We start from the raw sequence: 22,131 nt of genomic DNA, 5'->3' as shown, positions 1-22,131 counted from the left end.
ACATTAAGATGCTACGCATCTTTGGCTATTCCCCACCCTCCTCCTTCGGAGGGTGCTCCCTAGCCGATTTTAGGTGGACGCTCCACTCACCTTAGATCACCTCAAAATCGGCATGAAGTTCAAAGACCAGCTTAAGCACGGAAAAGATTCATTGAATATTGCCCTAAACGGCACTTTTTTCAGCGATTTGGCCACAGCAAGATCGTGGCACAAGGAGTCCATCACACCCTTTGAAAAAAACCGCGTGAATGCTCCGAAAATTAATCATGGCCTCTTAACCGATGCCTTGAATAACACCATCAATGCTTGGCCCATGTTTCGTGACGCGCAAATCGACGAATCTTGGGCGGGGCTGATTGATGTGACGCCGGACTCCACGCCGGTGTTTGCACGCATTCAAAACCTACTGGCGTTTATCTTGGTCAGCGCCTTGGTCATTATTGGGTTGGTGGCCATCACAGGATCGAGCGAACCTCATCCAACTCTTGTGGGCACGCCGGTCGATTGGGGCTTTGGTGGCGTGTTAGACGGCAGTTTTATCGGCTTGGTTGGCTTAGCCTTGTGGACCATGGTGGGCGTGGAGTTTATCTGCCCGCTGATCAATGAAGTCAAATCGCCGAAGAAAAACATCCCAACCGCCATGCATTTGTCGCTGGTATTGATCTTTTTGATCTTCGCCGCCTTCATCTACGGGGCAAGCCTGTACATGACCACGGAATCGCTGCTTGGCTCGCCATTGCCTTTCTTAGATTACGCCAATGCGGTGTTTGGCAAAGGTGGATTAGCGATCGCAACTATCATGGCGATCGCTGCAACGTGCAGCACCATGAACACCATTCTCGCGTCTGTCCCTAGAATGCTGCAGGGCATGGCAGAACAAAAACAAGCCTTCCCCCAGCTGAAACTGAAAAACCGTTTTGACGCGCCTTGGGTAGGCATCTTGATGCTCACTGGCCTAACGACAATTCCTTACTTTGCGTTTGGCATCGACTCGTTAGTTACCTTGATCATCGCAGCCACCACCAGCTGGTTATTGGCCTACAGCGTGGCGCACATCAACGTCATTGTATTGCGCAAACGTATGCCAAACCACGAACGTCCATACAAAACGCCTTTCTACCCAATACCACAAATTTTGGGCATTATCGGCATGCTGTACATTGCGGTGAATAATTCGCCAGCACCAGAAATGACCCAAATGGTGTACAGCATCACAGGGGGCATCCTGCTTATACTGTGTGTTATCGCGGCACTTTGGGTAAAATTCTACATGAAGCGTGGTCTGTTCGAACCAGATCATCAATAAGCCCAAATGCCCTGATGACATTCCCTTTTTTAAAGCATCCACGTATACGCCTCCCAGCATCACGTGGATGCTTTTTTTGTATCTTCTTTTCAAGACGCTTTTTATGCACTACATGCACTAAAAGAGCGCCCACTCTCTTTAAAACTCTCGGTTTCTTAGGTTTTTGGCTCAGTTGGTACTAAAGAAACATACAGCTGGTGCTAAGCAAATCAACACCAAAACTTCATACTGCACGCTTAAGCATAAAATGTGAGTTTTATGCTTGATTTTGATGGACATTAAGTAGAACAGTTGAGGTAACCGTGCCGTTTGATTTAGACCTTATTTTGATGTTGATTCCCATCGCCATGCTGGCAGGGATAGTGCGTGGTTACGCAGGATTTGGCTTTGCCGCCATTGCGGTAGTAGGGTTGAATTTCTTTTTGCCGCCTTCTCAAAGTGTGCCAGTTGTACTGGGGCTAGACGTACTTTGCAGCTTCAGTTTATGGCGTCAAGCAATGAAACAAGCGGATTTTCAGACACTTAAACTACTCATCATTGGCGCAATTATCGGTATTCCTATTGGCCTTAGTTTGATCCTCTTCATCCCTGAAGAGATTCTAAAATTTGCCATTTGCGTGGTGATCTTAATATTGGCTTTGGTGCTCATGTTCGACTTTCGCCTGCGTCGCGCTGAAGCAAAAAGCACCAAACTCGGCTTTGGTTTAGCCAGTGGCATCGGCACCGCAGGCGCCTCGGTCGGCGGCCCTATGATCGTTTGCTACATGCTTTCCAGCCCACTGGACACACGTACACAACGGGCGACCATGATCCTCTTCTTCATCGCCAGCGAAGCACTCGCTATGATGGCTTTATTCGCCGGCGGCCTAGTCGACCTCGACATCATCAAAATGCTGTTTCTACTGCTCTTCCCGACCCTAGTTGCCGTGCGGATTGGCCAATGGTTCTTTAACAGAAACCCACCCAAATCCCTCAAGCACTTCTCACTACCGATACTCTTACTGGTATCGATACTGGGCATCAGCGCATCGGTGAACTCGCTTTTTTAAAGCTGTTGCTAAGTACCAAAAAATAAGCGGCCTTGTCTCAAAAAAACGACCTATTGAGACAAGGCCGAAAGTACTTAACTTAACTGCAACACCTTTTTTGACGCTTCCGCTAGAAACCCAGAACGTGATTTGTATTTCGGATTAGCAGCGACCATTTTGTCTATTTTATGGATGAGTAAATGTGGTAATGTGACGTTGATTTTCTCACTTTTTCCGAGCAAGGGCGTAATGTCGATATCAACGACAACCCACACGCCACCAGCGTAATCGGGGACATCTTTATGAACAGAAATTGGATTCGCAACCGGGATATCTTCACCCTCTTCTAACATAAGTTCCAAGTGGCTGAAAATCGCTTCTTCGACCATCTCAAGCGCCTCGTCGAAGGTGTCACCAGCAGAAAAGCAACCGGGAACATCCGGCACAGTAACGCCGTAACTCACGCCATCATCTGTGTGCAATACAACAGGATATTTCATACCAATCTCCACTAAAACTGCGCCTGTTTCTTTATATTATTGAAGGTTCCGATAGGAATCTCTTTCTTGGGGTGAGGCACGGTTACCGTTCCTTTTTTTACTGGGTGTTTAAACTGAGCATGGCTGCCTTTTACCCTCACCTCGTACCATCCATCATGAATGAGCATTTAAATCACCTCCCTGCTTTTCATATTTTTATCCTTGCAGACTCCTTTCTTAACAAGCCAAAAAATAACTCCGATAACCCCATAAAACCAATTGCATTTAAATATAACCCCAGTAACTCTGGAAAAAATAACTATGACTTTGCACTACAAACAAAAAAGCCACGGAGAATTCATCCAATACTCAGTTCTATCGAGCAGATGAATTGTCCGTGGCTTTAACAAAACAGAAGAAACTAAAAAATCACCTCTTTTGGTACGGTAACGAAGATAGAGTGGCGAACTTCGTTGAACAACGCCTTGCTGCAGTGACCCTCGCCTTCGGTGTCTTCTAGCAAGATTACATCCCCTGCGCCGAACTGGCGAGCCTCACCCGACGACACGGTAAACTCACAGCGGCCTTTGATAATAAACAACAACTGACGCTGCGGCGCTGGATGCCATTTAAAATCGTAATCGCTCGGGGTTTCACGGAAAATCATCTCGCCCGCAGGAAACCGCTCGGATAAAAAACCAATCGGACCACCATCACGAACATCAATCGCTAACTCACCAAAATGACTCTTACCCTGATCGTCGTTAAAAATACGCGTGAACTTCATCGAATACCCTTCTATTTTTCGTCGTCAAAAAGTGCTCATGTTATCGCTACTGCCACTGCTGCTATAAACGTATAAGCGTCCATGTCGTTTATTGGCTTGCGTATTGTCTCGTTCCTCGACACGTCTGCGCCAATGAAACGCATGGAAGCTTTCTCGACCGTTCAATGGCTTTGTTACGCTGATTGAACCCAGCGTAACGCTAGAGCGATTCTTCGAGCCTGCTCGGGGAGCAAGGCGTTATGCTGGATTCAATACACCAGAAGCAATTCTTCAATCGCATACTCATTGTGCTCAGCGTAACGCTAGAGCGATTCTTCGAGCTTGCTCGGGGAGCGAGGCGTTATGCTGAGTTCAATACAGTAAAAATGAAACCGTTATCATGCCAAGTTCTGTAGCGTATGATTCAGCACAGCCAAGGCCACCGCCACATCTTCTGTCATCACCGCTTCCGCTGGATTATGGCTGATGCCCTTATCACAACGCATAAACAGCATGGCTACGGGGCAAATATCCGCCATCGCCATGGCATCGTGTCCCGCGCCAGAAGGCAGAGTCAACACTCTATGACCCGCATGTTCAATGGCGTTACGCAACACACCTTGTAGTGTAGGATCACAATGTACCGCGGTCGCTGAATGGGTCTGCGTCATTTCTAATGTGACATTGCGACGAGCAGCAATGGCGTGAATCTCTGTCATGATTTGCTCAAGACCCACATCGCGTTTCTCATCAAATTCACTGCGTATATCCAAGGAAAACTGGGTGTTGCCTGAAATCACATTGACGCCATTTGGACGATTATTAATCTGCCCCACGGTCGCCACTATGCCATGTTCTTGGGCGACTTTTTCAACCACCAAGATCATTTCGCTGACCGCGCACAAAGCATCTTGGCGCAGGGGCATAGGCACTGTGCCGGCGTGTCCCGCCATGCCTTTCACAGACAAATCAAAACGCTTCGCCCCAGCAATGGCACTGACCACGCCAACGGGTAGATTCTCGTCTTCTAGCACTGGGCCTTGCTCAATATGAAGTTCTAAATAACCGAGTAAACCCTGATGATCGATGGCGGCCTTTTTGACCTCATCGAAATCCAAACCAAAGGCTTTTAGGGCATCGGGTAAGCTAACTCCATCGCTGTCTTGCACGTGACGCCATTCGGCAGGCCACTTGCCGGTAAGGGCTCGACTGCCCAACAAGGTAGAGCGAAAACGTGTGCCTTCTTCGTCACCAAAGCCGACGATATCCAAATGAAACGGCAGTTCAATCGACTGATCCGTCATAGCTTGAATCAAGGAGATCGGCGCTAATACACCCAACATGCCGTCGTATTTGCCGCCATTGGGCACGGTATCCAAATGGCTGCCAATCAAATAGCGCGGCGCATCGGGGCGCTTGCTTTCTAAGCGTCCACACAAATTTCCCGCTTCGTCTTGCCAGGTAATCATGCCCGCTTGGGTCATCCATTCGCCCACCAACTGGTTGGCTTGTTTGTGTTCTGTCGTCAAATAACGACGATCTAAATACGCCTCAGACTGACTGATTTTGCCAAGCTCGTCACAACGAGACATTACTTGCTGAGCGAGTTTGCCGTAATCTGTCATTATTTTTCTCCTGCGTATACCGACATGGCCGCGTCTACTGCCTCGCCTGCTGGCAAGGCAAAACCCGCACGACGCAAGACGGTTTCAAGAGACTGCAAGGTATGCAATACCGCGTCTTGGCGAGCGTTATAGCCCATGGTGCCAATGCGCCAGACTTTGCCTTTTAAGGGGCCAAAACTGGTGCCGATTTCAATGTTAAAAATCGTCAACAAATCATGGCGGATCTTTTCACCGTCGACGTTATCCGGTATGTGAATGCCCACTACGTTACTCATTTTGTGCTTCAAATCACCAAACGGCTTCAAGCCCATCGCCTGAATCCCTTTTAACATGGCATCGCCCGCTAATTGGTGACGCAACAACACAGCGTCTTGGCCTTCACTAAGCAATTGCACCGCGCATTCACGGGAGCCAAACAGCATGGTTGCGGCTTCTGTGTGGTGGTTTAAGCGCTCTTCACCCCAGTAATCCATGATCATCGGCAAGTCAAAATAGTTGGAACGAATCCGCAAACCTGATGCGCCTTGATGGTGAGCGTCACGAATACCCGCTTCCACATGGGCGCGTTTGCGCACCACTTCCACAAAGCGATCGCTGAGTGTAATCGGTGCGCTGCCAGACGGCCCACCCAAACATTTCTGTAAACCAACGGTCACCGCATCAATTTGCCATTCGTCTACGTTCAGCGGGTTGCCGCCAATCGATGCCGTCGCGTCGGTGTAAAACAGCACATCGTGAGCACGGCAGATGGCGCCGAGTTCTTCCAAAGGCTGAAACATGGTGGTTGAAGTATCGCCCTGCACCACGGCCAACAATTTAGGCTGTACTTTTTTGATCGCGTCTTCGATTTGCTGCGGGTCAAACACCTCGCCCCACGGTACTTCGATGGTGTGCACTTCGGCATCCACACGCTCGGCAATTTCCACCAACAAGTGACCAAAACGGCCAAAGATGGGAATCAGCACCTTATCGCCCGGCTCTAAACAAGACACCAAGGCCGCTTCGATGCCGGCACGCGAGGTGCCGTCGATCAGGAAGGTTTGCTGATTTTGCGTGTTAAACACACGGCGATACAGCGCCATGGTGTCGTTCATATAATCCGTCATCGCGGGGTCATATTGGCCAACCAACTGGGTCGACATGGCCGTCAAAACGCGCGGATAACAATTGATCGGGCCTGGGCCCATTAACAATCGTGGGGGCAATGAAATGGGTTGCATAATGGTCTCCTAACCTAATACTTGATAGAGCATTTTTGCGCCGGTGAAAATCAACACCACAGCAAACACTTTCTTTAATTTGGCCGCGTCTAAACGATGGGCCAACCCAGCGCCAACGGGGGCAAACAATACCGTTAATGGAATAATGCAGGCCGCGCCAATCAGGTTAACCAAGCCCACGGTGCCAAAAGGCGCATCGATTGGACTTTGTCCGAAAATCAGCATCATCAAGGCCGCAGGCAAAGAAATAATCAAACCGACCGCGGCAGCGGTGCCAACCGCTCGATGGGCAGGATAATTGCAAAATGTCAGCATAGGAACGGTCAGTGTGCCGCCACCGATGCCCACCATGGAGCTAAAAAAGCCCACACAAGTCGCCATCACACCCTGACCCGCGGTGCCCGGCAAAGACTGAAACAAGCTGTCTTTTTTGCCTAGCAACATATTGACCGCCGACAAGGTAGCAATCACACCGAACAGTAACGTCAGCCATTCGCCATCGACTTTCGTCACCATGAAGCTGCCGACCATCACGCCGAAAAAGATGAACACGCCCCAGCGTTTCAGCAAATCAAAATCCACATTGCCCTTAGCGTTGTGGGCACGAATAGAGCTGATCGAGGTGGGAATAATGGTCGCTAACGAGGTCGCTGTGGCCACCAGCATGGCGGTATCCGCGCTGACGCCTAAGCCTTGATACAAGAAAAACAACACGGGAACGATGACGATGCCACCGCCCACACCGAGCAAGCCAGCCAAAATGCCGCCGACCACACCGGTGGCCATCATGGCGAGAATCATGGAATAGTTTTCCATTATGAAAGACATGTTTTGTGCACTCCTAGTTCAATAAAGGCAGATTAAGGTTGGCTCACCATGGCCAAGCCATCGCTGCGCGGGTCCGTGGCGGCTTCTGTGTGACCATCTTGGTGTAACACCACGGCACCCGCGTGACCCATTAATTCGTTGCACGAATCGACGATGACCAGATCGTGGCCGCGCTTGACTAATTCGTCGGCAGCGATGTCGGCAAAGTCCTGTTCGATTTTTAAGTTGTGGCTCACATCGCCCCATGTTCGACCCAGTAACCAACGGCCTTCGCTGATGGCTTGATCCAGTGGCATCTTGTGATACACGTAACGACTGAACAACGCCGCTTGGGTTTGTGGCTGACCTTCGCCGCCCATGGTGCCGTAACTCATACGACGACCATCAGACAATTCGGCGAACGCCGGGTTTAAGGTGTGAAACGGTTTTAAATTCGGGCCAAGTTCCTGCAAAGAGCCTTTTTCTAGCGAAAACGACGAGCCGCGGTTGTTCCACACAATGCCTGTGGATGGGCTAACCACACCGCTGCCAAATTCCCAATACAGGCTCTGAATGTAGCTGACCATGCGGCCTTCGCTGTCGCACGCGCCCATCCAAATGGTATCGCCGTGTTTGGCTTGATGAGGCCAAGGTTGCGCTCGCTCTAGGGCGATTTCATGACACATTTTTTCCAGTTGCTCGTCGTCTAACAAAGACGACAGCTCCAGCGCCAAGCGAGATTCGTCGGTCAAATATTGATTACGGGCAATAAACGCCTGCTTGGTGCATTCGATCAATAAATGCGCCATGTCGGTGGCGGTTTTGCCTTGGGTATACAGCTTGTCGTACAGGGCAAGGATCAATAAAGATGCGATGCCTTGGGTCGGTGCTGGCAAGTTGTATAAGGTGCCCGCGCCCGTTGTCACTTGAAGTGGCTCAACTCGCTTGGCCTGATAAGAGTGAAAGTCAGCAAGACGAATAGGCGACTCTGCGCTGAGTAGATCTTTCGCCAATCGCTCGGCGATGTCGCCGTGGTAAAAGTCGTCTAAGCCTTTGTCTACAAGCTGCTCTAAGGTGCAAGCCAATGTCGGCAAGGTCAGCGTATCGCCTTGTTTGTAAAGGTCACCGTCTTTTAGAAAGGTGCTGGCGAAGCCTTGAACATCGGCTAAATCAACGAAGGTTTTAACGCTGGCATCCACGTAGGTTTTGGTTACTTCACTGCCGTTTTTCGCTAACGCAATGGCGTCTGCCAACAAGGTCGATAAAGGCAAATTTTGCGCGTTAGAAGCCGCTTGCCATTCTTGACTCACGGCTAGGGCTTCTTGCCAACCCGCAACCGCGCCCGCCATGGTTAAGGCCGCTTTACCGCCCCGCGCTGGAATCGCTTCGTGACCCTGATAAAAGTCCAGCGTCGCCAATTCCGCGGCCTTGCCTGACGCATCAATACCGACCGGCGTCTTGCCTGGTTCACTGATCAACCAAAAGCCATCGCCGCCCAATCCATTCATGTGCGGATACACAACCGCAATGGTGGCCGCCGCTGCGACCATGGCTTCGATCGCCGTGCCGCCTTGTTCTAGAATCTTTTGTCCCGCTTGCGTGGCTTTAAAATGCGGTGCCGTAAAAGCCACTTGAGGACGGTTTAGTGCAGTGTTTTTTTCGTTGTTATTGTTCACGGGAAACTACTCCATTAGATGTGTTGCAAAGTCGATTAACGCAAGGTCGCTGCCTTTTGGCCCGACCAAAGACAAGCCGCACGGTGCGCCGTTTAGGGTGCAAACCGGCAGGTGCAGCTGGGGCAAACCCGCTAACCCTGCGATGGCGGTGATGTCCATTAATTGATTACGGTACACGGCAAGGTCGGCTTCCGCCGCTTCTAACAAGGGCGATAAACCCGGCGTAGTGGGAATGATCAACACGCCCTCTTTTAATTCACTTTCTAGCCAATCTGTAAAATCCGCTCGCTGTTGTTGAGCGGCTTGGATCTCTTGGCCGCTGAGGGTGTCACACCAGGCAAAGCGAGTTTGAATATCGGGGGCAAAGACCGCTTTCTTGTCGTGCTCTGTAACCAAGGTCACCCATTCGCCGTGTTCTTGCCATATTTCCGCTCCTTGAAGAGTACGAAAGGTCGCGCTGGTTTGCCAGGCTTGGGTGTCGATGTGAAGCGTCGCTTCGTTTGGTAACAAGTCCTTGTCGCGCCAGTTAGCCAGTTGTGTTTTCAACTCAGCCATATGAGCCACTTGATTGATGAGGTTGTCGGCGATCAGCACCTTGTTAATGCTGTGCGCTGGCAAGGCACTCGCACTCGCACTCAGTAAAACCTTGGCGGCTTTTGTTAGGGTGGCCAAATCTCGGGTTAACAAACCCACCGTATCGAAAGACGGCGCAAGGGCGACCATGTTGTCTGCGGCAATTATTCCGTGGGTTGGGCGCAAACCAAATAAACCGTTGTAGCTGGCGGGAACTCGAATGGAGCCGCCGGTGTCGGTGCCCAAACCAATGTCAGCGAGTTCTTTTGCTACGGCGATAGCCGAACCGGAGGAAGAACCGCCGGGGAGTCGATTCGGTGTAAGTGGGTTAATCAGCGTACCGTAATGAATGTTTTGGCCGTTTAGGCTGTAAGCGAGTTCGTCTGTTATGGTTTTGCCACAAAACTCAGCGCCCGCTTCGATGAGAGCGGTCACGCTGGAAGCCGTTTGCGTCGGAATAGGATGCGTCGCAAGCCAAGTTGGGTTGCCCGCCGAGGTCGGCAATCCGGCCATATGAAACAAATCTTTCACCGCGAGTCGTAAGCCACTGAGGGGCAAGAGTCCCGCTGTCGTATCCGGCTGCTCGAGGTCGGCTGATGGAGTAAGGAATGGATTCTCGACTGGGAAATGTTTCATATACCCTCCGTTTAATGAGTCTATATGAAACAATCGTTTCACCACCATGTCAACTGAAACGAAAAATATTCATTATTTTCCCAGTGGTATGTCGTAAACGGAACATAATGCAAAGATGAAGAGAGTTAAGGTTCCAGTTCATCCAAGGATTCGTACAAGGCGGAAATGGCTTGAGTTTGACGATTCGCCCCGTCACCGAGATTGGCAAACACTCGATTGCACAACATGGAAATCAAACTCATGGGCGCCGCATAACTGTCAAACGGGCTTTCGTTACCAAGATGACACACCAACACATGAGACACCTGCTGGTTATACACCTGCCCTGTTGGGTCGGTAATCAAGACGGTTTTGCGACCTTTTAACGCCGCCACAATCTGCTTGAACTGTCGCGTACGACGACGAAAGCCGAGCAACACAATGACTTCGTCGTCCAGAATGTCGTGTAAATCTTCCCCCAGCGTTTGCCCTGGTTGAGGCAATAAACGCACAGAATGGCGAACTTGCTGGAGCTGTTGACGAAAATGCAGCGCCAACGGATACGCGTTACGAAAGCCAATTAAGGTGACACGACGCGCGGTGGCAAGTTGCTCGCTGATCTCGTTCAGCGTGTCAGGTCGTAGCCCTTCAAAGGTGAGGGATAAATTTTTCAGCTCTTGCGCCGTTTGATCCAAAGACGAGCCTTGTGTGTAAATCGGCACACCACTTTCCCGCAGCGCTAACTGCGCCTGCTTCGCGCCCTGCTGGGAATCATAGCCTAGCTGACGAAAGAACCGACTCACCGTCGCCTTAGAGGTATGGGTGTTTTCCGCGATCTCCGCCGACGTTTGACTAACAATCGCCAAAGGGTTCTGCTGCAAGTAATTCGCAATCGCCCGAGCCGATGGCGACAAGGTAGGGTAGGTTTTCTCAATCAGGGACAACACATCCTGCTTTATAGTCACGAATACGCCTCTCGTTAAATACTTTGCACTAAGGTAGTCGATTCTTGTTTCACTGCCAACCGAGATTGTGCTTTTTGTTTCTTAGATGTGATTTGGCCTGATTGAAAAACAAACACATGGTTCAAAAAGTAGATAAAAACACTCTATTTAGAGGCTATAAATAAGCGCCTAGTGGGTTTCGGTTGTCGGCGTGCCTTGGCCTTGTGTCGTGCCGCGTCGTAAAAGTGCATGAGCTCTTCTGGGCTGATGTCGATCACTAGGTCTTCGTCGGCAAGCACGCCGTACAAGTCTTCGAGTTCAAATGCCATGGTTTCAGCGCGCTCTGTATGGCTTGTTGGGCTCAAAAAAGAGGGATAACGTCGCCAGCGAAATGCGTTGTTGATCACAAAGGCCAATACCACCATGACCAATAAGTTGAGTAATAAGGGATACAATAAAAACGCGTAGCCCAGTTCGTGAATACTGCTGCCGCCAATCACACAGGACAAAGCCGTGGAACCACCCGGTGGGTGTAAACAGTTTAAGTAATGCATCACGACGATTGAAACACCAACCGCCATGGCGCCGACCATAAAAGACGCCCCAAACTGCTGATACAACCCAATACCGATCGCGGCTGAAATAAAGTGCCCCACCACAAACGACCAAGGCTGTGAAAACGCACCATGAGGCACGGCGAACAAGAGCACCACGCTGGCACCAATAGAAGACACCACCAAGAGTGAATCTGGTAGCGACAAGAATAATCCCGAAAAATAAAAGACGCTGATCAAGGCGATACAAGCCGTGCTGCCGGCAATAAAGCGCTCCACATGAGAGGTGTTGTTGGGTGTTACGCCCATAAAACCAGCGATCCATCGATATAAGGGCGCGATCATGTCGGCACTTTCTCCTGTTTTCTAATCGTTAAGAAATACCAGCGAAGAGGCTGTCAGGCTGGTCAAGCAGGCATTTTAGTGCGTAGAATGGATTCATGTATAACGAATTATAATGAGGTTTAAATGCAATAAAATTGCATTTAAAAGAAGACGATGGACACTGAACAAGCAAAGACGTTTTTGGAAATTCTGCATTCGGGCACGTTCGCCCGTGCCGCTCAACGACTGCACGTGACACAAACCACAGTGACGGCGCGCATTCAGACACTGGAATCCGCATTGGGCTGCACCTTATTTGTACGTAATCGCGCGGGGGCTAGGCTGACCAAAAGCGGCGAGGCCTTCGTCAAACCCGCACAAAATATGGTAGAAGCCTGGGAGCAAGCCAAACAGGCGTGTGCCAACAGCGATTACCAGCCTCAGCAGACGCTCAATATCGGCGGTGATGTGAGTTTATGGAACCCCATTTTGGTGGATTGGCTGGTGGCGTTGAAAAGCGATTTCCCGCAGTGGCTGGTTCACAGCCAAGTCACCACAACCAATCTACTGTATCAAGCTCTGCAAAAAAACGAGTTGGACGCCATTATCGTTCATAGCCCGCGCTATTTAAGCGGTTTAATCGTTGAACAAATCGCTGAGGAAAAACTGATTCATGTGGCTTCTTGCCAACAGCCAGAACCCAATGTGTTTATTGATTGGGGGGAGGAGTTCACTCTGCAGTTTGATCGCTGTATGCCTTATAACCGTCGCACTGCCATGCAATTTTCTCTCGGCCCCATGGCGCTCAAATACTTATTAGCGGCTGGCGGTAATGGGTACTTTCGTACTCGTGTGGTTGACTCTTATTTGAAAACAGGAGCACTAAAAAAAGTCCCCAATGCGGTGGAGTTCACCTACCCCATTTACTTGGTTTATCGTAAAAATCTGCCCTTTCCAGAGGATTTCGAACAGATCAAAACCAAGTTGCTTAATAAGGTGACATCGTTCGCCAGCTGGGCCTTGTAGAAGGTTCTAGCCTGCCTCGCTATCCACAGCACATCATATTGGCCTGAGTTGACTATTGTTACTTATCTGTCATATTAATTTTGTACGCTCTATTTAATCCCATTACATCGAACTTTTTTAAACATAACGGAGATGATAAAAATGAAGATGAAAGATCAATTAGACAGCGCTCAACCCATGAAAAAGCACAAGGCGAAAGCCAAAAAAAGTGCAACAAAGAAAAAGAAGCAACATAAAGCCGATAACAAGAAAGCCATCAAAGAGAAAAGCACAGACACTTCGATCAAGGTTGAGAGCATCAAGGCGACGGACGCGCAGGTGCACTCTAAAGCAGATCAAAAACTTCCCACATTAGAAAACACCCTAAAAACACAAGCAGGAGAAGACGACCACTCTGTGACCAGCCGCCAAAGGGCGTCAAAAACCGCGTCGCCTATGTCGAAAGAAGAGCAGCTCATCGCCATCAATCACATCATCAAGCGTTTATTGCTCGATGAAATTACCCAAGGCGAAGCGCTGCGGGAATTGCGCGTGGGTGTGCTGGGGATCCGACAAGATGCCTATACGACACTCTGTGGCGTTTCGCGGAAAACCTTGTCTGAAATCGAAAACGATAAGGGCAATTACACCGCCGAAATTATCAACAAGGTGTTTAAGCCCTTTGACCTAAAAGTAGGGTTAGTCCCCACCTCAAGCCAATTATTAGCCGCTATTCTGACCCATTAAAGCTGACCCACTAAAGGCTTACACTTAAAAACACTGAGCAAAGGCGTCCATCTTCTGAGCGAGATCGACGTCTTTTTGCGACACTCCGGAAGCCTCGTGTGTGGTTAACTGCACCACCACCTTGTTGTACACATTGAACCATTCAGGGTGATGGTCATCTTGCTCCGCCTGCATAGCGCACATGGTCATAAAACCAAACGCCTGCTTAAAATTCTTAAATTTAAAGGTTTTGGTGAATTTATCGTCTTCTATTGTCCAACTCGGCGACGCGCTTGAATTTAACTGGTTCAGCGCTTGGTCTATCTCATGGGACTCTAATTTTTTGACTGTCATCTGCTTTCCCTCAATTAATAAGCATTTTCACACATACTGTGCTGCGTGCATGGCGCAAATTTCGTATGATGAATACCTAGTTTACCACCCATCAATGTAGAAGGACTGTATGGAATTTACTTGGATATTATTCGCTTTTGTGTGCGGATTAGCCGTTAAGCTGATCAATTTGCCGCCGCTCATTGGCTTTTTGTTAGCAGGCTTTTTGCTCAACTACGCAGGGTTGGAACCCAGCAGTACGTTAGAGTCACTTGCTAACATTGGCATCACACTCATGCTGTTTAGTATCGGGCTGAAATTGCATGTAAAAGACCTTTTAAAGCAAGAAGTGTGGGCATCCACGTTAAGCCACATGGGTATTTCGACCTTGCTGTTTGCTGGTATCGCCCTTCTGCTAGGCACGTTAAGCTTACCCTACTTTGGGGTACTCGATTTTAAAACCGCCGCCCTTGTAGGCTTTGCATTAAGCTTTTCCAGCACCGTGTGTGTGATGAAATTGCTTGAAGAAAGCAGCGAACTAAAAACCCGCCACGGACAATTGTCTCTGGGTATTTTGGTCATGCAAGACATAGTCGCCGTCGTCTTTTTGGTGGCCGCGACGGGTAAAATACCGTCTATCTGGGCCTTGTGTTTGTTCGGGCTCTTACTGGTGCGCCCTATTATTAACAAAATCGTCGACAAAGCCGGTCACGGGGAAATGCTGCCATTAACAGGGCTTTTTCTCGCATTGGGTGGCTACGAGCTATTTTATCTCTTCGGTGTAAAGGGAGATTTGGGCGCTCTGATTCTCGGCATTTTACTGGCCTCTCACGCCAAAGCGAACGAAATGAACAAGTCACTGATGAACTTCAAAGACCTCTTCTTGATTGGCTTTTTCTTGTCCATCGGTTTCACCGCCCTGCCGACATTGAGTATGATCGGCATCAGCTTGATCATTACACTAGTGATTTTGCTCAAGTTCGCGCTTTTCTTCCTGTTGCTCACCAAGATGAAGCTACGTGGTCGAACCTCCTTCTTGTCCTCAATGATTTTATCGAACTACAGCGAGTTCGGCTTGATCGTTGTGGCTTTGAGTGTGTCGAATGGCTGGCTCGAAAAAGAGTGGCTTGTAGTACTGGCCTTGGCAGTGTCTTTTTCCTTTGTTATTACGAGCGTTTTGTACCGCAATGTGCATCGCATGTACCGCAAAAACAAAGACACGATTCGTCGCTTTGAAAGCCCACATTGCTTACCGGAAGATCGCTTCGTACAACCCGTTAACAGCGACATATTGGTGGTTGGATTGGGACGAGTTGGGCGAGGCGCATTTGACTCATTAACCGGCCTAGTCGGGGATACCGTGGCCGGTATGGATGCCGATCGCAACCGCATTAATCGCATGCAAGAAGCCAAAGAAAACGTCTTTTATGGGGACGGTGAGGACGCAGATTTATGGGAGCGTTTAGACACCTCTCGGATCAACTTAGTACTGCTAGCCTTGCCTGCTGCAGAAGACACCACCAATGTGGCCATACAGCTGCGAAAAGCCAATTACACCGGCCAGATCGCCGCCATTGCCCGCTACCAAGATGAGCGCGACATCCTCATCGCCAGTGGCATCGACAACGTGTTCAACTTTTACACCGAAGCCGGTACTGGTTTCGCTGAAGAAAGTCTGGCCTTGGTTCGCCCTCCCGTAAAAGCGGTCGCTTAACGCAAGCCGCGCACTCGCACCAACAAGCCAACCAAAAGAGCCCCAGATAACAGCGATTATCTGGGGCTCTTTTGACTCTCGATTGGTAAGGCTTATTTATCCTTCATGGCATCCAGTTTGGCTTTCACGGCTTCGGCTTGCTCCGTCAGTTCTGAATACAAACGAATGTCTCCACCGCGCTGAGCCTGCATGGCTTTTTCCAGTAGCTCGCCGTATTCCTTATTGAGTTTTTTGGTCGGGTCGGACTTTAAAAATGAGAACATAGTGAACCTGCTAAAAAAGAGTAGTTAAGTTAATACGGTGATACGCGGGGTTTAGATGATAAAAAACGCCAATCAGATGTCTCTGTTGGCGTTTTTAGCATATTGCCTGTTTTAAACCGTTTGTTAAACGTCTAAGAAATCCATAATACCTTCGGCGGCTTTACGGCCTTCATCGATAGCAGTAACCACCAAATCTGAGCCACGAACCATGTCGCCACCAGCAAAGATTTTCTCATTGGTGGTTTGGTACATGTATTTGGCTTTCTTCGGAGCAACAACACGACCACGAGCGTCTGTATCGATACCGAATTTTTCAAACCAAGGCGCTGGGCTGGCTTGGAAACCAAAGGCGATCAGAACGGTGTCAGCAGGAATAATCTGCTCACTGCCTTCGACGATTTCTGCACTACGGCGACCATTTTCATCTGGCTCACCCATTCTGGTTTCAACCACCTTGATGCCTTCTACTTTTCCATCACCAATGATTTCTACTGGTTGACGGTTGAATAGGAACTGCACGCCTTCTTCTTTGGCGTTTTGCACTTCTTTACGAGAACCAGGCATGTTTTCTTGATCGCGACGATAAGCACAGCTCACGCTTTTCGCCCCTTGGCGAATCGCGGTGCGGTTACAGTCCATTGCGGTATCACCACCACCTAAGACAACCACTTGCTTGCCTTTTAGGTTCACGTAGTCCGCTGGGTCTTCTTCGAAATCCAAACAATGGTTAACATTGGAAATCAGGTAGTCCAGAGCGTCGTGTACACCCGGAAGGTCTTCCCCAGGGAAGCCGCCTTTCATGTACTTGTAGGTTCCCATGCCAAGGAAAACAGCGTCGTATTCTTCTAAAACGTGCTCAAAAGGTACGTCGTCGCCCACAGAAGTGCCCAATACGAATTCCACGCCCATCTCTTCGAAAATTTCGCGACGACGAGTCATCACGCTTTTCTCCAATTTGAACTCAGGAATACCGAACGTCAGCAAACCACCGATTTCTGGGTACTTATCAAATACCACCGGCTTAATTCCGTTACGCACCAAAATATCCGCACAGGCCAAGCCTGCAGGGCCAGCACCAACAATGGCCACGGTTTTGTTCACCGGTACCACATTGGTCATATCAGGACGCCAGCCCAAAGCAAAGGCGGTGTCTGTGATGTATTTCTCGACCGAACCTATGGTAACGGCACCAAAACCGCCTTCCCCTAGGGTACAAGCCCCTTCACACAAACGGTCTTGTGGACAAACACGACCACAAACCTCTGGTAAAGAATTGGTTTGGTGGCTCAGCTCAGCGGCTTCTAAGATGCTGCCTTCACTGACCAGCTTAAGCCAGTTAGGAATGTAGTTGTGCACAGGGCACTTCCACTCACAGTATGGGTTACCACACTCCAAACAACGGTGCGCTTGATCTTTCGCGCCCGTCTCTTCAAACGGTTTATAAATTTCGACGAACTGCGCCTTACGGGTAATTAAAGGCTTTTTCTTCGGATCTTTACGATCTACTTCGACGAATTGAAATGCATTGTTCAAGCGCTCAGACATAAGCTGCTATCTCCTTGGCTGCTTGCAAACAAGCAGCGCTTCTCTCAAATGGGTCAGACTGATTCGTTCTCTGCACTGGGCCATGGCGTCCATCGCCCAATGCAACAGCGTGTTTTATTCCGGACGTTGACGAGTGCTTGCCAACAAGGCGCCTAAACTGGCGGCTTTTGGTTTCACTAGCCAGAACTTGCCAATGTAGTCATAGAAGTTCTCTAGGATTTCATGGCCCCATTCACTGTCAGTTTCACGGACGTATTCTTCGATCACAGAACGTAGGTGCGAACGATATTCTTCTGTCAACTCTGTGCCGATACGGTGAATTTCCACCAGCTCGTGATTGTATTTATCCACAAAGGTACGGTCTAAATCGAGCACATAAGCGAAACCGCCCGTCATGCCCGCGCCAAAGTTGTAACCTGTGTTGCCCAATACCGTCACCATACCGCCGGTCATGTATTCACAGCAGTGATCGCCCGCGCCTTCAATAACAGTATGAGTGCCTGAGTTACGCACCGCAAAACGCTCACCCGCTGTTCCAGCTGCAAACAATTTACCGCCCGTCGCACCGTACAAACAGGTGTTACCTATGATCGCCGAATCTTGCGACTTAAATACAGAACCTTTAGGCGGACGCACAACCAGCTTACCGCCGGTCATACCTTTACCTACGTAATCGTTGGCATCGCCTTCTAGGTACATGTTCAAACCACCGGCGTTCCACACACCAAAACTTTGGCCCGCGGTACCGCTTAATTTCAATGTCAAAGGCGCATCAACCATACCTTGGTTGCCGTAGCGTTTGGCAATTTCACCGGACAAACGTGCGCCGATAGAACGATCACAGTTGGTGACGTCAAAGGCAAACTCGCCACCTTCTTTCTCTTCTACACTGTCTTTCACCGTTTCCCACATCTTGATCGCCAAAAGACCTTTGTCATGTGGTGGATTCAATGGCGTCACACAATATTGCGCTTTGTCGGCAGGGATCAGATCGTTTTTCAGAATAGGCGACAAGTCTAAATTACGCTGTTTGTCAGTTTCTCCTGGCAAAATCGCCAGTAAATCCGTACGACCGATCAAGTCTTGTAAACGCGCTACACCTAGTTTCGCCAACCATTGGCGAGTGTCTTCAGCCATGAAACGGAAGAAGTTTTTGATCATTTCTACTGTGCCGATAAAGTGCTCATCGCGCAGCATTTGGTCTTGTGTCGCCACACCTGTCGCACAGTTATTTAGGTGACAAATTCGTAAGAATTTACAGCCCATCGCGATCATTGGCGTGGTACCAAAACCGAAGCTTTCTGCGCCTAAAATCGCCGCTTTCACCACGTCTAAACCGGTTTTTAAGCCACCGTCTGTTTGCAGACGAATTTTGCCGCGCAAATCATTCGAACGAAGCGCCTGTTGTGCTTCGGCCAAGCCCAATTCCCAAGGCGAACCGGCATGACGAATCGAGGTGATCGGCGACGCAGCGGTACCACCGTCGTATCCTGAAATGGTGATCAAATCCGCGTAGGCTTTCGCCACACCCGCGGCGATTGTGCCCACACCTGGCTCAGACACTAATTTCACTGACACCAAAGCTTCTGGGTTAACTTGTTTCAAATCGAAAATCAGCTGCGCCAAATCCTCGATAGAATAAATATCGTGATGCGGCGGTGGCGAAATCAAGGTCACACCTGGCACCGCGTAACGCAAACGCGCGATCAAGCCGTTTACTTTACCGCCCGGAAGCTGACCACCTTCGCCAGGCTTAGCGCCCTGTGCGACTTTAATTTGCAGCACTTCGGCGTTCACCAAGTATTCTGGTGTCACACCAAAACGACCGGAAGCGATTTGTTTGATCTTAGAACGACGCTCCGTACCGTGACGCGCTGGGTCTTCACCGCCTTCACCGGAATTCGAGCGACAACCAAGTTCGTTCATTGCTTGCGCAAGGGCTTCATGTGCTTCTGGTGACAAGGCACCAAGCGACATACCGGCCGAATCAAAACGAGGCAGAATCTCATCAACGGATTCTACTGTATCGAGCGCAATGGCTTTTGCTTTGTCAGACACAGTGAACAAGTCACGTAACATAGACGCTGGACGATTGTTGACCAACTCCGCGTATTTGCTGAAGTCTTCAAAACGGCCACTGCCTACGGCGGTTTGCAAGTTGCGCACCACATCTGGGTTGAAAGCGTGATATTCCGCATCGTGTACGTATTTTAAGTAGCCACCCTGTTGGATTGGCTTACGCAATTTCCACGCGTTGTCAGCAATGGTTTGCTGATCGATTTGGAAGTCTTCAAAACGTGCGCCTTTGATGCGGCTAGCAACACCTTTGAAACACAAATCCACCACCTTGGTATCCAAACCAACGGCTTCAAATAACTGAGCACCACGGTAAGAAGCTATGGTCGAAATCCCCATTTTGGAGATGATCTTCATCAAGCCCTTGTTAATGCCTTTACGGTATTTCACGTGGCACGCGATGGGGTCGCCCAATACTTCGCCTTTGTCGATCATGTCGTTGATTAAACGGTATGACAGGTAAGGGTAAACAGCCGTGGCACCAAAGCCCAACAACACAGCAAACTGATGCGGATCACGAGCAAAGCCGGTGTCGGCAATGATGTTCGAATCACAACGCAAACCATGCTTTGATAAATAATGATGTACCGCTCCAACCGCCATGGGCGCCGGAATCGGTAAGAAACCTTTTTGGATGTCTCGGTCGGTCAATGACAAGATCACCGCGCCATTGCGTACCACCTCAGCAGCTTTGACCTGTAATGCTTTAATTGCCTCTTCGAGGGAAACCACTTCTGGGTTGTAATTGGTGCTCAAACGCTCCATGCGGAAACGATGATCATTAAGTTCCAGCAGTCGACTGTATTTACGTGCTGACACCACAGGAGATGAAAAGATAATACGGTTCGCGTGTTTCGGCGTTTCTTCAAACAGATTGCGTTCTACACCGATGCAGGTTTCCAACGACATCACCACAGATTCACGCAATGGGTCGATCGGTGGATTGGTTACTTGAGCAAATTTTTGACGGAAGTAATCGGTGACTGGGCGAGTCTGGCTCGACATCACTGCCATTGGCGTATCATCACCCATCGAACCTACCGCTTCATGGCCACTTTCGGCTAATGGACGGAAAATTTGCTCACGCTCTTCAAAAGACACTTGAAACATCTTTTGGTACGTTGACATCTCTTCTTTGGTAAAAGGTTCAAACTCAAGAGACGACTCCTGCAACAAGGATTCCATACGAATCGCTTCTTGCTTCAACCATTTCTTGTATGGGTGCATGGATTTCAGGCGATTGTCGATGTCGTCGGTGTGTAGCACTTCGCCGTTTTGCGTATCAATGACCAGCATTTGGCCAGGGCCAACGCGGCCTTTCGATACCACATCTTCGGATTTGTAGCCGTAAGTACCTACTTCAGATGCCAAAGTAATGAAGCCATTTTTGGTCACTACCCAGCGAGCCGGACGCAAGCCATTTCGGTCCAGCATACACACGGCATGACGACCATCGGTCATGACCAAGCCAGCTGGGCCATCCCAAGGTTCCATGTGCATGGAATTGTACTGATAAAACGCACGCAACTCTGGGTCCATGTTTTCGACGTTTTGCCACGCCGGTGGAATAATCAAACGTGCCGCGCGGAAGATATCCACGCCACCGGTGACCAAGACTTCAAGCATGTTGTCCATGGAGGACGAATCGGAGCCCGTTAGGTTAACCAGCGGCTGAAGGTCTTGCAGTTCAGGAATCAGTGGCGTGCGCAACTTGTTGGTTCGCGCCAAAGCCCAGTTACGGTTACCTTCAATGGTGTTGATTTCGCCATTGTGCGCCAACATACGAAACGGTTGGGCAAGCGGCCATTTTGGCAAGGTGTTGGTTGAGAAACGTTGGTGGAAAACACAAATCGCCGTTTGCATTTTTTCGTTGCCCAAATCTTTATAAAAGAAAGGCAAATCCACTGGCATCATCAAGCCTTTATAGGCTAACACCTTGTCAGACAAGGAACAGATGTAGAAATTCTCATAGTGAGTCAAGGCAATTTCGGTTTGACGACGAGCCACGAACAAACGTGTGGCAAAGGTGCGAGCGTCCATACGGTTACTGTCGACAAACACCTGCTGAATGCGCGGCAAACAATCGGTGGCAATCATACCAAGACAAGACGCATCGATTGGCACATCGCGCCAGCCAACCACATTCAAGCCCTCGTCTTTCAGTTTCTGATCTAATGTGTCGCGCTGCTCACTCGCTAGTGCTTCGTCTTGGTCCAAAAACACCATGCCGATGCCGTACAGATCCGACAAAGTATGGCCAAACAATGCCTGCGCTTCACCGCGCAAGAATAGATCTGGCTTTTGAATAAGAAGACCACAACCATCACCCGTTTTGCCATCGGCCGCAATGCCGCCACGGTGTGTCATACATGTCAAAGACTCAATAGCTGTCTTAAGCAACTCATGGCTCGTGTTGCCTTCCATGTGCGCAATTAGGCCAAAGCCACAGTTGTCTTTGAACTCGCCAGGACGATAAAGGCCTGCATTCATACACCAACTCCCACAATAAAAACGTAAAAAGTAATTAGATAAAATTCGACTATTAGACGACT

Annotated in this window: 19 protein-coding genes; 5 read left to right on the top strand and 14 right to left on the bottom strand. The window is 49.4% G+C overall.

The features are described 5' to 3' along the window. The first annotated feature begins 73 nt into the window (after positions 1 to 73). Together J9B83_RS13815 and J9B83_RS13810 are read left to right on the top strand one after the other, a co-directional pair. Complete coding sequence (locus J9B83_RS13815; RefSeq protein ID WP_328797744.1) at positions 74 to 1,306, top strand: APC family permease; 1,233 nt, start codon at positions 74 to 76, stop codon at positions 1,304 to 1,306. 302 nt (positions 1,307 to 1,608) lie between these two features. Then, complete coding sequence (locus J9B83_RS13810) at positions 1,609 to 2,355, top strand: sulfite exporter TauE/SafE family protein (protein ID WP_211537411.1); 747 nt, start codon at positions 1,609 to 1,611, stop codon at positions 2,353 to 2,355. A gap of 74 nt (positions 2,356 to 2,429) precedes the next feature. On the opposite strand, the gene J9B83_RS13805 is transcribed toward J9B83_RS13810, so the two are convergent. From J9B83_RS13805 to J9B83_RS13760, 10 genes are all read right to left on the bottom strand, one after another. Further along, positions 2,430 to 2,834, bottom strand: coding sequence for a type II toxin-antitoxin system HicB family antitoxin (locus J9B83_RS13805; protein ID WP_211537410.1), 405 nt, complete (start codon positions 2,832 to 2,834; stop codon positions 2,430 to 2,432). A gap of 11 nt (positions 2,835 to 2,845) precedes the next feature. Further along, positions 2,846 to 3,001, bottom strand: coding sequence for a type II toxin-antitoxin system HicA family toxin (locus J9B83_RS13800; protein WP_236037315.1), 156 nt, complete (start codon positions 2,999 to 3,001; stop codon positions 2,846 to 2,848). A 233-nt stretch (positions 3,002 to 3,234) separates the two neighbouring features. After that, positions 3,235 to 3,600, bottom strand: a complete 366-nt coding sequence (locus J9B83_RS13795; protein WP_211537409.1) for a cupin domain-containing protein — start codon at positions 3,598 to 3,600, stop codon at positions 3,235 to 3,237. A gap of 377 nt (positions 3,601 to 3,977) precedes the next feature. Continuing rightward, entirely contained in the window at positions 3,978 to 5,204 is a 1,227-nt protein-coding gene (locus J9B83_RS13790) for an allantoate amidohydrolase (protein WP_211537408.1), read from the bottom strand. Beyond that, positions 5,204 to 6,424, bottom strand: coding sequence for a pyridoxal-phosphate-dependent aminotransferase family protein (locus tag J9B83_RS13785; RefSeq protein ID WP_211537407.1), 1,221 nt, complete (start codon positions 6,422 to 6,424; stop codon positions 5,204 to 5,206). Before J9B83_RS13785 ends, J9B83_RS13790 begins: the two co-directional genes overlap by 1 nt. A 9-nt stretch (positions 6,425 to 6,433) precedes the next feature. Continuing rightward, positions 6,434 to 7,252, bottom strand: a complete 819-nt coding sequence (locus J9B83_RS13780; RefSeq protein WP_211537406.1) for a sulfite exporter TauE/SafE family protein — start codon at positions 7,250 to 7,252, stop codon at positions 6,434 to 6,436. Positions 7,253 to 7,284: 32 nt separating this feature from the next. Beyond that, positions 7,285 to 8,907 (bottom strand): gamma-glutamyltransferase family protein, encoded by a 1,623-nt coding sequence (locus J9B83_RS13775; protein ID WP_211537405.1) that lies wholly within the window; start codon positions 8,905 to 8,907, stop codon positions 7,285 to 7,287. Positions 8,908 to 8,913: 6 nt separating this feature from the next. Beyond that, a complete protein-coding gene (locus tag J9B83_RS13770) occupies positions 8,914 to 10,116 on the bottom strand; it encodes an amidase (protein ID WP_211537404.1) in 1,203 nt (400 codons plus the stop codon). 125 nt (positions 10,117 to 10,241) lie between these two features. Next, positions 10,242 to 11,060 carry a MurR/RpiR family transcriptional regulator gene (locus J9B83_RS13765; protein ID WP_211537403.1) on the bottom strand — a complete coding sequence of 273 codons (819 nt, stop codon included), beginning with the start codon at positions 11,058 to 11,060 and terminating at the stop codon, positions 10,242 to 10,244. Positions 11,061 to 11,203: 143 nt separating this feature from the next. Continuing rightward, entirely contained in the window at positions 11,204 to 11,938 is a 735-nt protein-coding gene (locus J9B83_RS13760; protein WP_211537402.1) for an HPP family protein, read from the bottom strand. Between the two features lie 153 nt (positions 11,939 to 12,091). Between J9B83_RS13760 and J9B83_RS13755 the strand changes: the two genes are divergently transcribed. Together J9B83_RS13755 and J9B83_RS15825 are read left to right on the top strand one after the other, a co-directional pair. After that, a complete protein-coding gene (locus tag J9B83_RS13755) occupies positions 12,092 to 12,943 on the top strand; it encodes a LysR family transcriptional regulator (RefSeq protein ID WP_211537401.1) in 852 nt (283 codons plus the stop codon). A gap of 141 nt (positions 12,944 to 13,084) precedes the next feature. Beyond that, positions 13,085 to 13,669, top strand: a complete 585-nt coding sequence (locus tag J9B83_RS15825; protein ID WP_236037314.1) for a helix-turn-helix transcriptional regulator — start codon at positions 13,085 to 13,087, stop codon at positions 13,667 to 13,669. A gap of 24 nt (positions 13,670 to 13,693) precedes the next feature. Here J9B83_RS15825 and J9B83_RS13745 read toward each other — a convergent pair whose 3' ends face one another. After that, on the bottom strand, positions 13,694 to 14,002 hold the full coding sequence (locus J9B83_RS13745) for a 4a-hydroxytetrahydrobiopterin dehydratase (RefSeq protein ID WP_211537400.1): 309 nt from the start codon (positions 14,000 to 14,002) through the stop codon (positions 13,694 to 13,696). Between the two features lie 109 nt (positions 14,003 to 14,111). Between J9B83_RS13745 and J9B83_RS13740 the strand changes: the two genes are divergently transcribed. Next, on the top strand, positions 14,112 to 15,695 hold the full coding sequence (locus J9B83_RS13740; RefSeq protein WP_211537399.1) for a cation:proton antiporter family protein: 1,584 nt from the start codon (positions 14,112 to 14,114) through the stop codon (positions 15,693 to 15,695). Positions 15,696 to 15,787: 92 nt separating this feature from the next. Here the strand turns inward: J9B83_RS13740 and J9B83_RS13735 are convergent, their stop codons facing one another. The 3 genes from J9B83_RS13735 to gltB form a co-directional block, all read right to left on the bottom strand. Further along, positions 15,788 to 15,958: a DUF6435 family protein gene (locus J9B83_RS13735; RefSeq protein ID WP_211537398.1), complete on the bottom strand. Its 171-nt coding sequence runs from the start codon at positions 15,956 to 15,958 to the stop codon at positions 15,788 to 15,790. A 123-nt stretch (positions 15,959 to 16,081) separates the two neighbouring features. After that, the gene (locus J9B83_RS13730) at positions 16,082 to 17,503 is read right to left on the bottom strand and encodes an FAD-dependent oxidoreductase (protein ID WP_211537397.1); all 1,422 of its coding nucleotides are present in this window, start codon (positions 17,501 to 17,503) and stop codon (positions 16,082 to 16,084) included. A gap of 114 nt (positions 17,504 to 17,617) precedes the next feature. Beyond that, complete coding sequence (gene gltB / locus J9B83_RS13725; RefSeq protein ID WP_211537396.1) at positions 17,618 to 22,069, bottom strand: glutamate synthase large subunit; 4,452 nt, start codon at positions 22,067 to 22,069, stop codon at positions 17,618 to 17,620. Positions 22,070 to 22,131 lie beyond the last annotated feature (62 nt).

It is taken from the genome of Marinomonas vulgaris, from assembly GCF_018145875.1.
Lineage (GTDB): Bacteria > Pseudomonadota > Gammaproteobacteria > Pseudomonadales > Marinomonadaceae > Marinomonas > Marinomonas vulgaris.
This window is presented reverse-complemented; position numbering and strand designations above follow the sequence as displayed.

Coding starts and splice junctions, on each gene's coding strand:
- J9B83_RS13805 (WP_211537410.1), bottom strand. CDS start 2,834: ATGAAATATCCTGTTGTATTGCACACAGATGATGGCGTGAGTTACGGC.
- J9B83_RS13800 (WP_236037315.1), bottom strand. CDS start 3,001: ATGCTCATTCATGATGGATGGTACGAGGTGAGGGTAAAAGGCAGCCAT.
- J9B83_RS13795 (WP_211537409.1), bottom strand. CDS start 3,600: ATGAAGTTCACGCGTATTTTTAACGACGATCAGGGTAAGAGTCATTTT.
- J9B83_RS13790 (WP_211537408.1), bottom strand. CDS start 5,204: ATGACAGATTACGGCAAACTCGCTCAGCAAGTAATGTCTCGTTGTGAC.
- J9B83_RS13785 (WP_211537407.1), bottom strand. CDS start 6,424: ATGCAACCCATTTCATTGCCCCCACGATTGTTAATGGGCCCAGGCCCG.
- J9B83_RS13780 (WP_211537406.1), bottom strand. CDS start 7,252: ATGTCTTTCATAATGGAAAACTATTCCATGATTCTCGCCATGATGGCC.
- J9B83_RS13770 (WP_211537404.1), bottom strand. CDS start 10,116: ATGAAACATTTCCCAGTCGAGAATCCATTCCTTACTCCATCAGCCGAC.
- J9B83_RS13760 (WP_211537402.1), bottom strand. CDS start 11,938: ATGATCGCGCCCTTATATCGATGGATCGCTGGTTTTATGGGCGTAACA.
- J9B83_RS13755 (WP_211537401.1), top strand. CDS start 12,092: ATGGACACTGAACAAGCAAAGACGTTTTTGGAAATTCTGCATTCGGGC.
- J9B83_RS15825 (WP_236037314.1), top strand. CDS start 13,085: ATGAAGATGAAAGATCAATTAGACAGCGCTCAACCCATGAAAAAGCAC.
- J9B83_RS13745 (WP_211537400.1), bottom strand. CDS start 14,002: ATGACAGTCAAAAAATTAGAGTCCCATGAGATAGACCAAGCGCTGAAC.
- J9B83_RS13740 (WP_211537399.1), top strand. CDS start 14,112: ATGGAATTTACTTGGATATTATTCGCTTTTGTGTGCGGATTAGCCGTT.
- J9B83_RS13735 (WP_211537398.1), bottom strand. CDS start 15,958: ATGTTCTCATTTTTAAAGTCCGACCCGACCAAAAAACTCAATAAGGAA.
- J9B83_RS13730 (WP_211537397.1), bottom strand. CDS start 17,503: ATGTCTGAGCGCTTGAACAATGCATTTCAATTCGTCGAAGTAGATCGT.
- gltB (WP_211537396.1), bottom strand. CDS start 22,069: ATGAATGCAGGCCTTTATCGTCCTGGCGAGTTCAAAGACAACTGTGGC.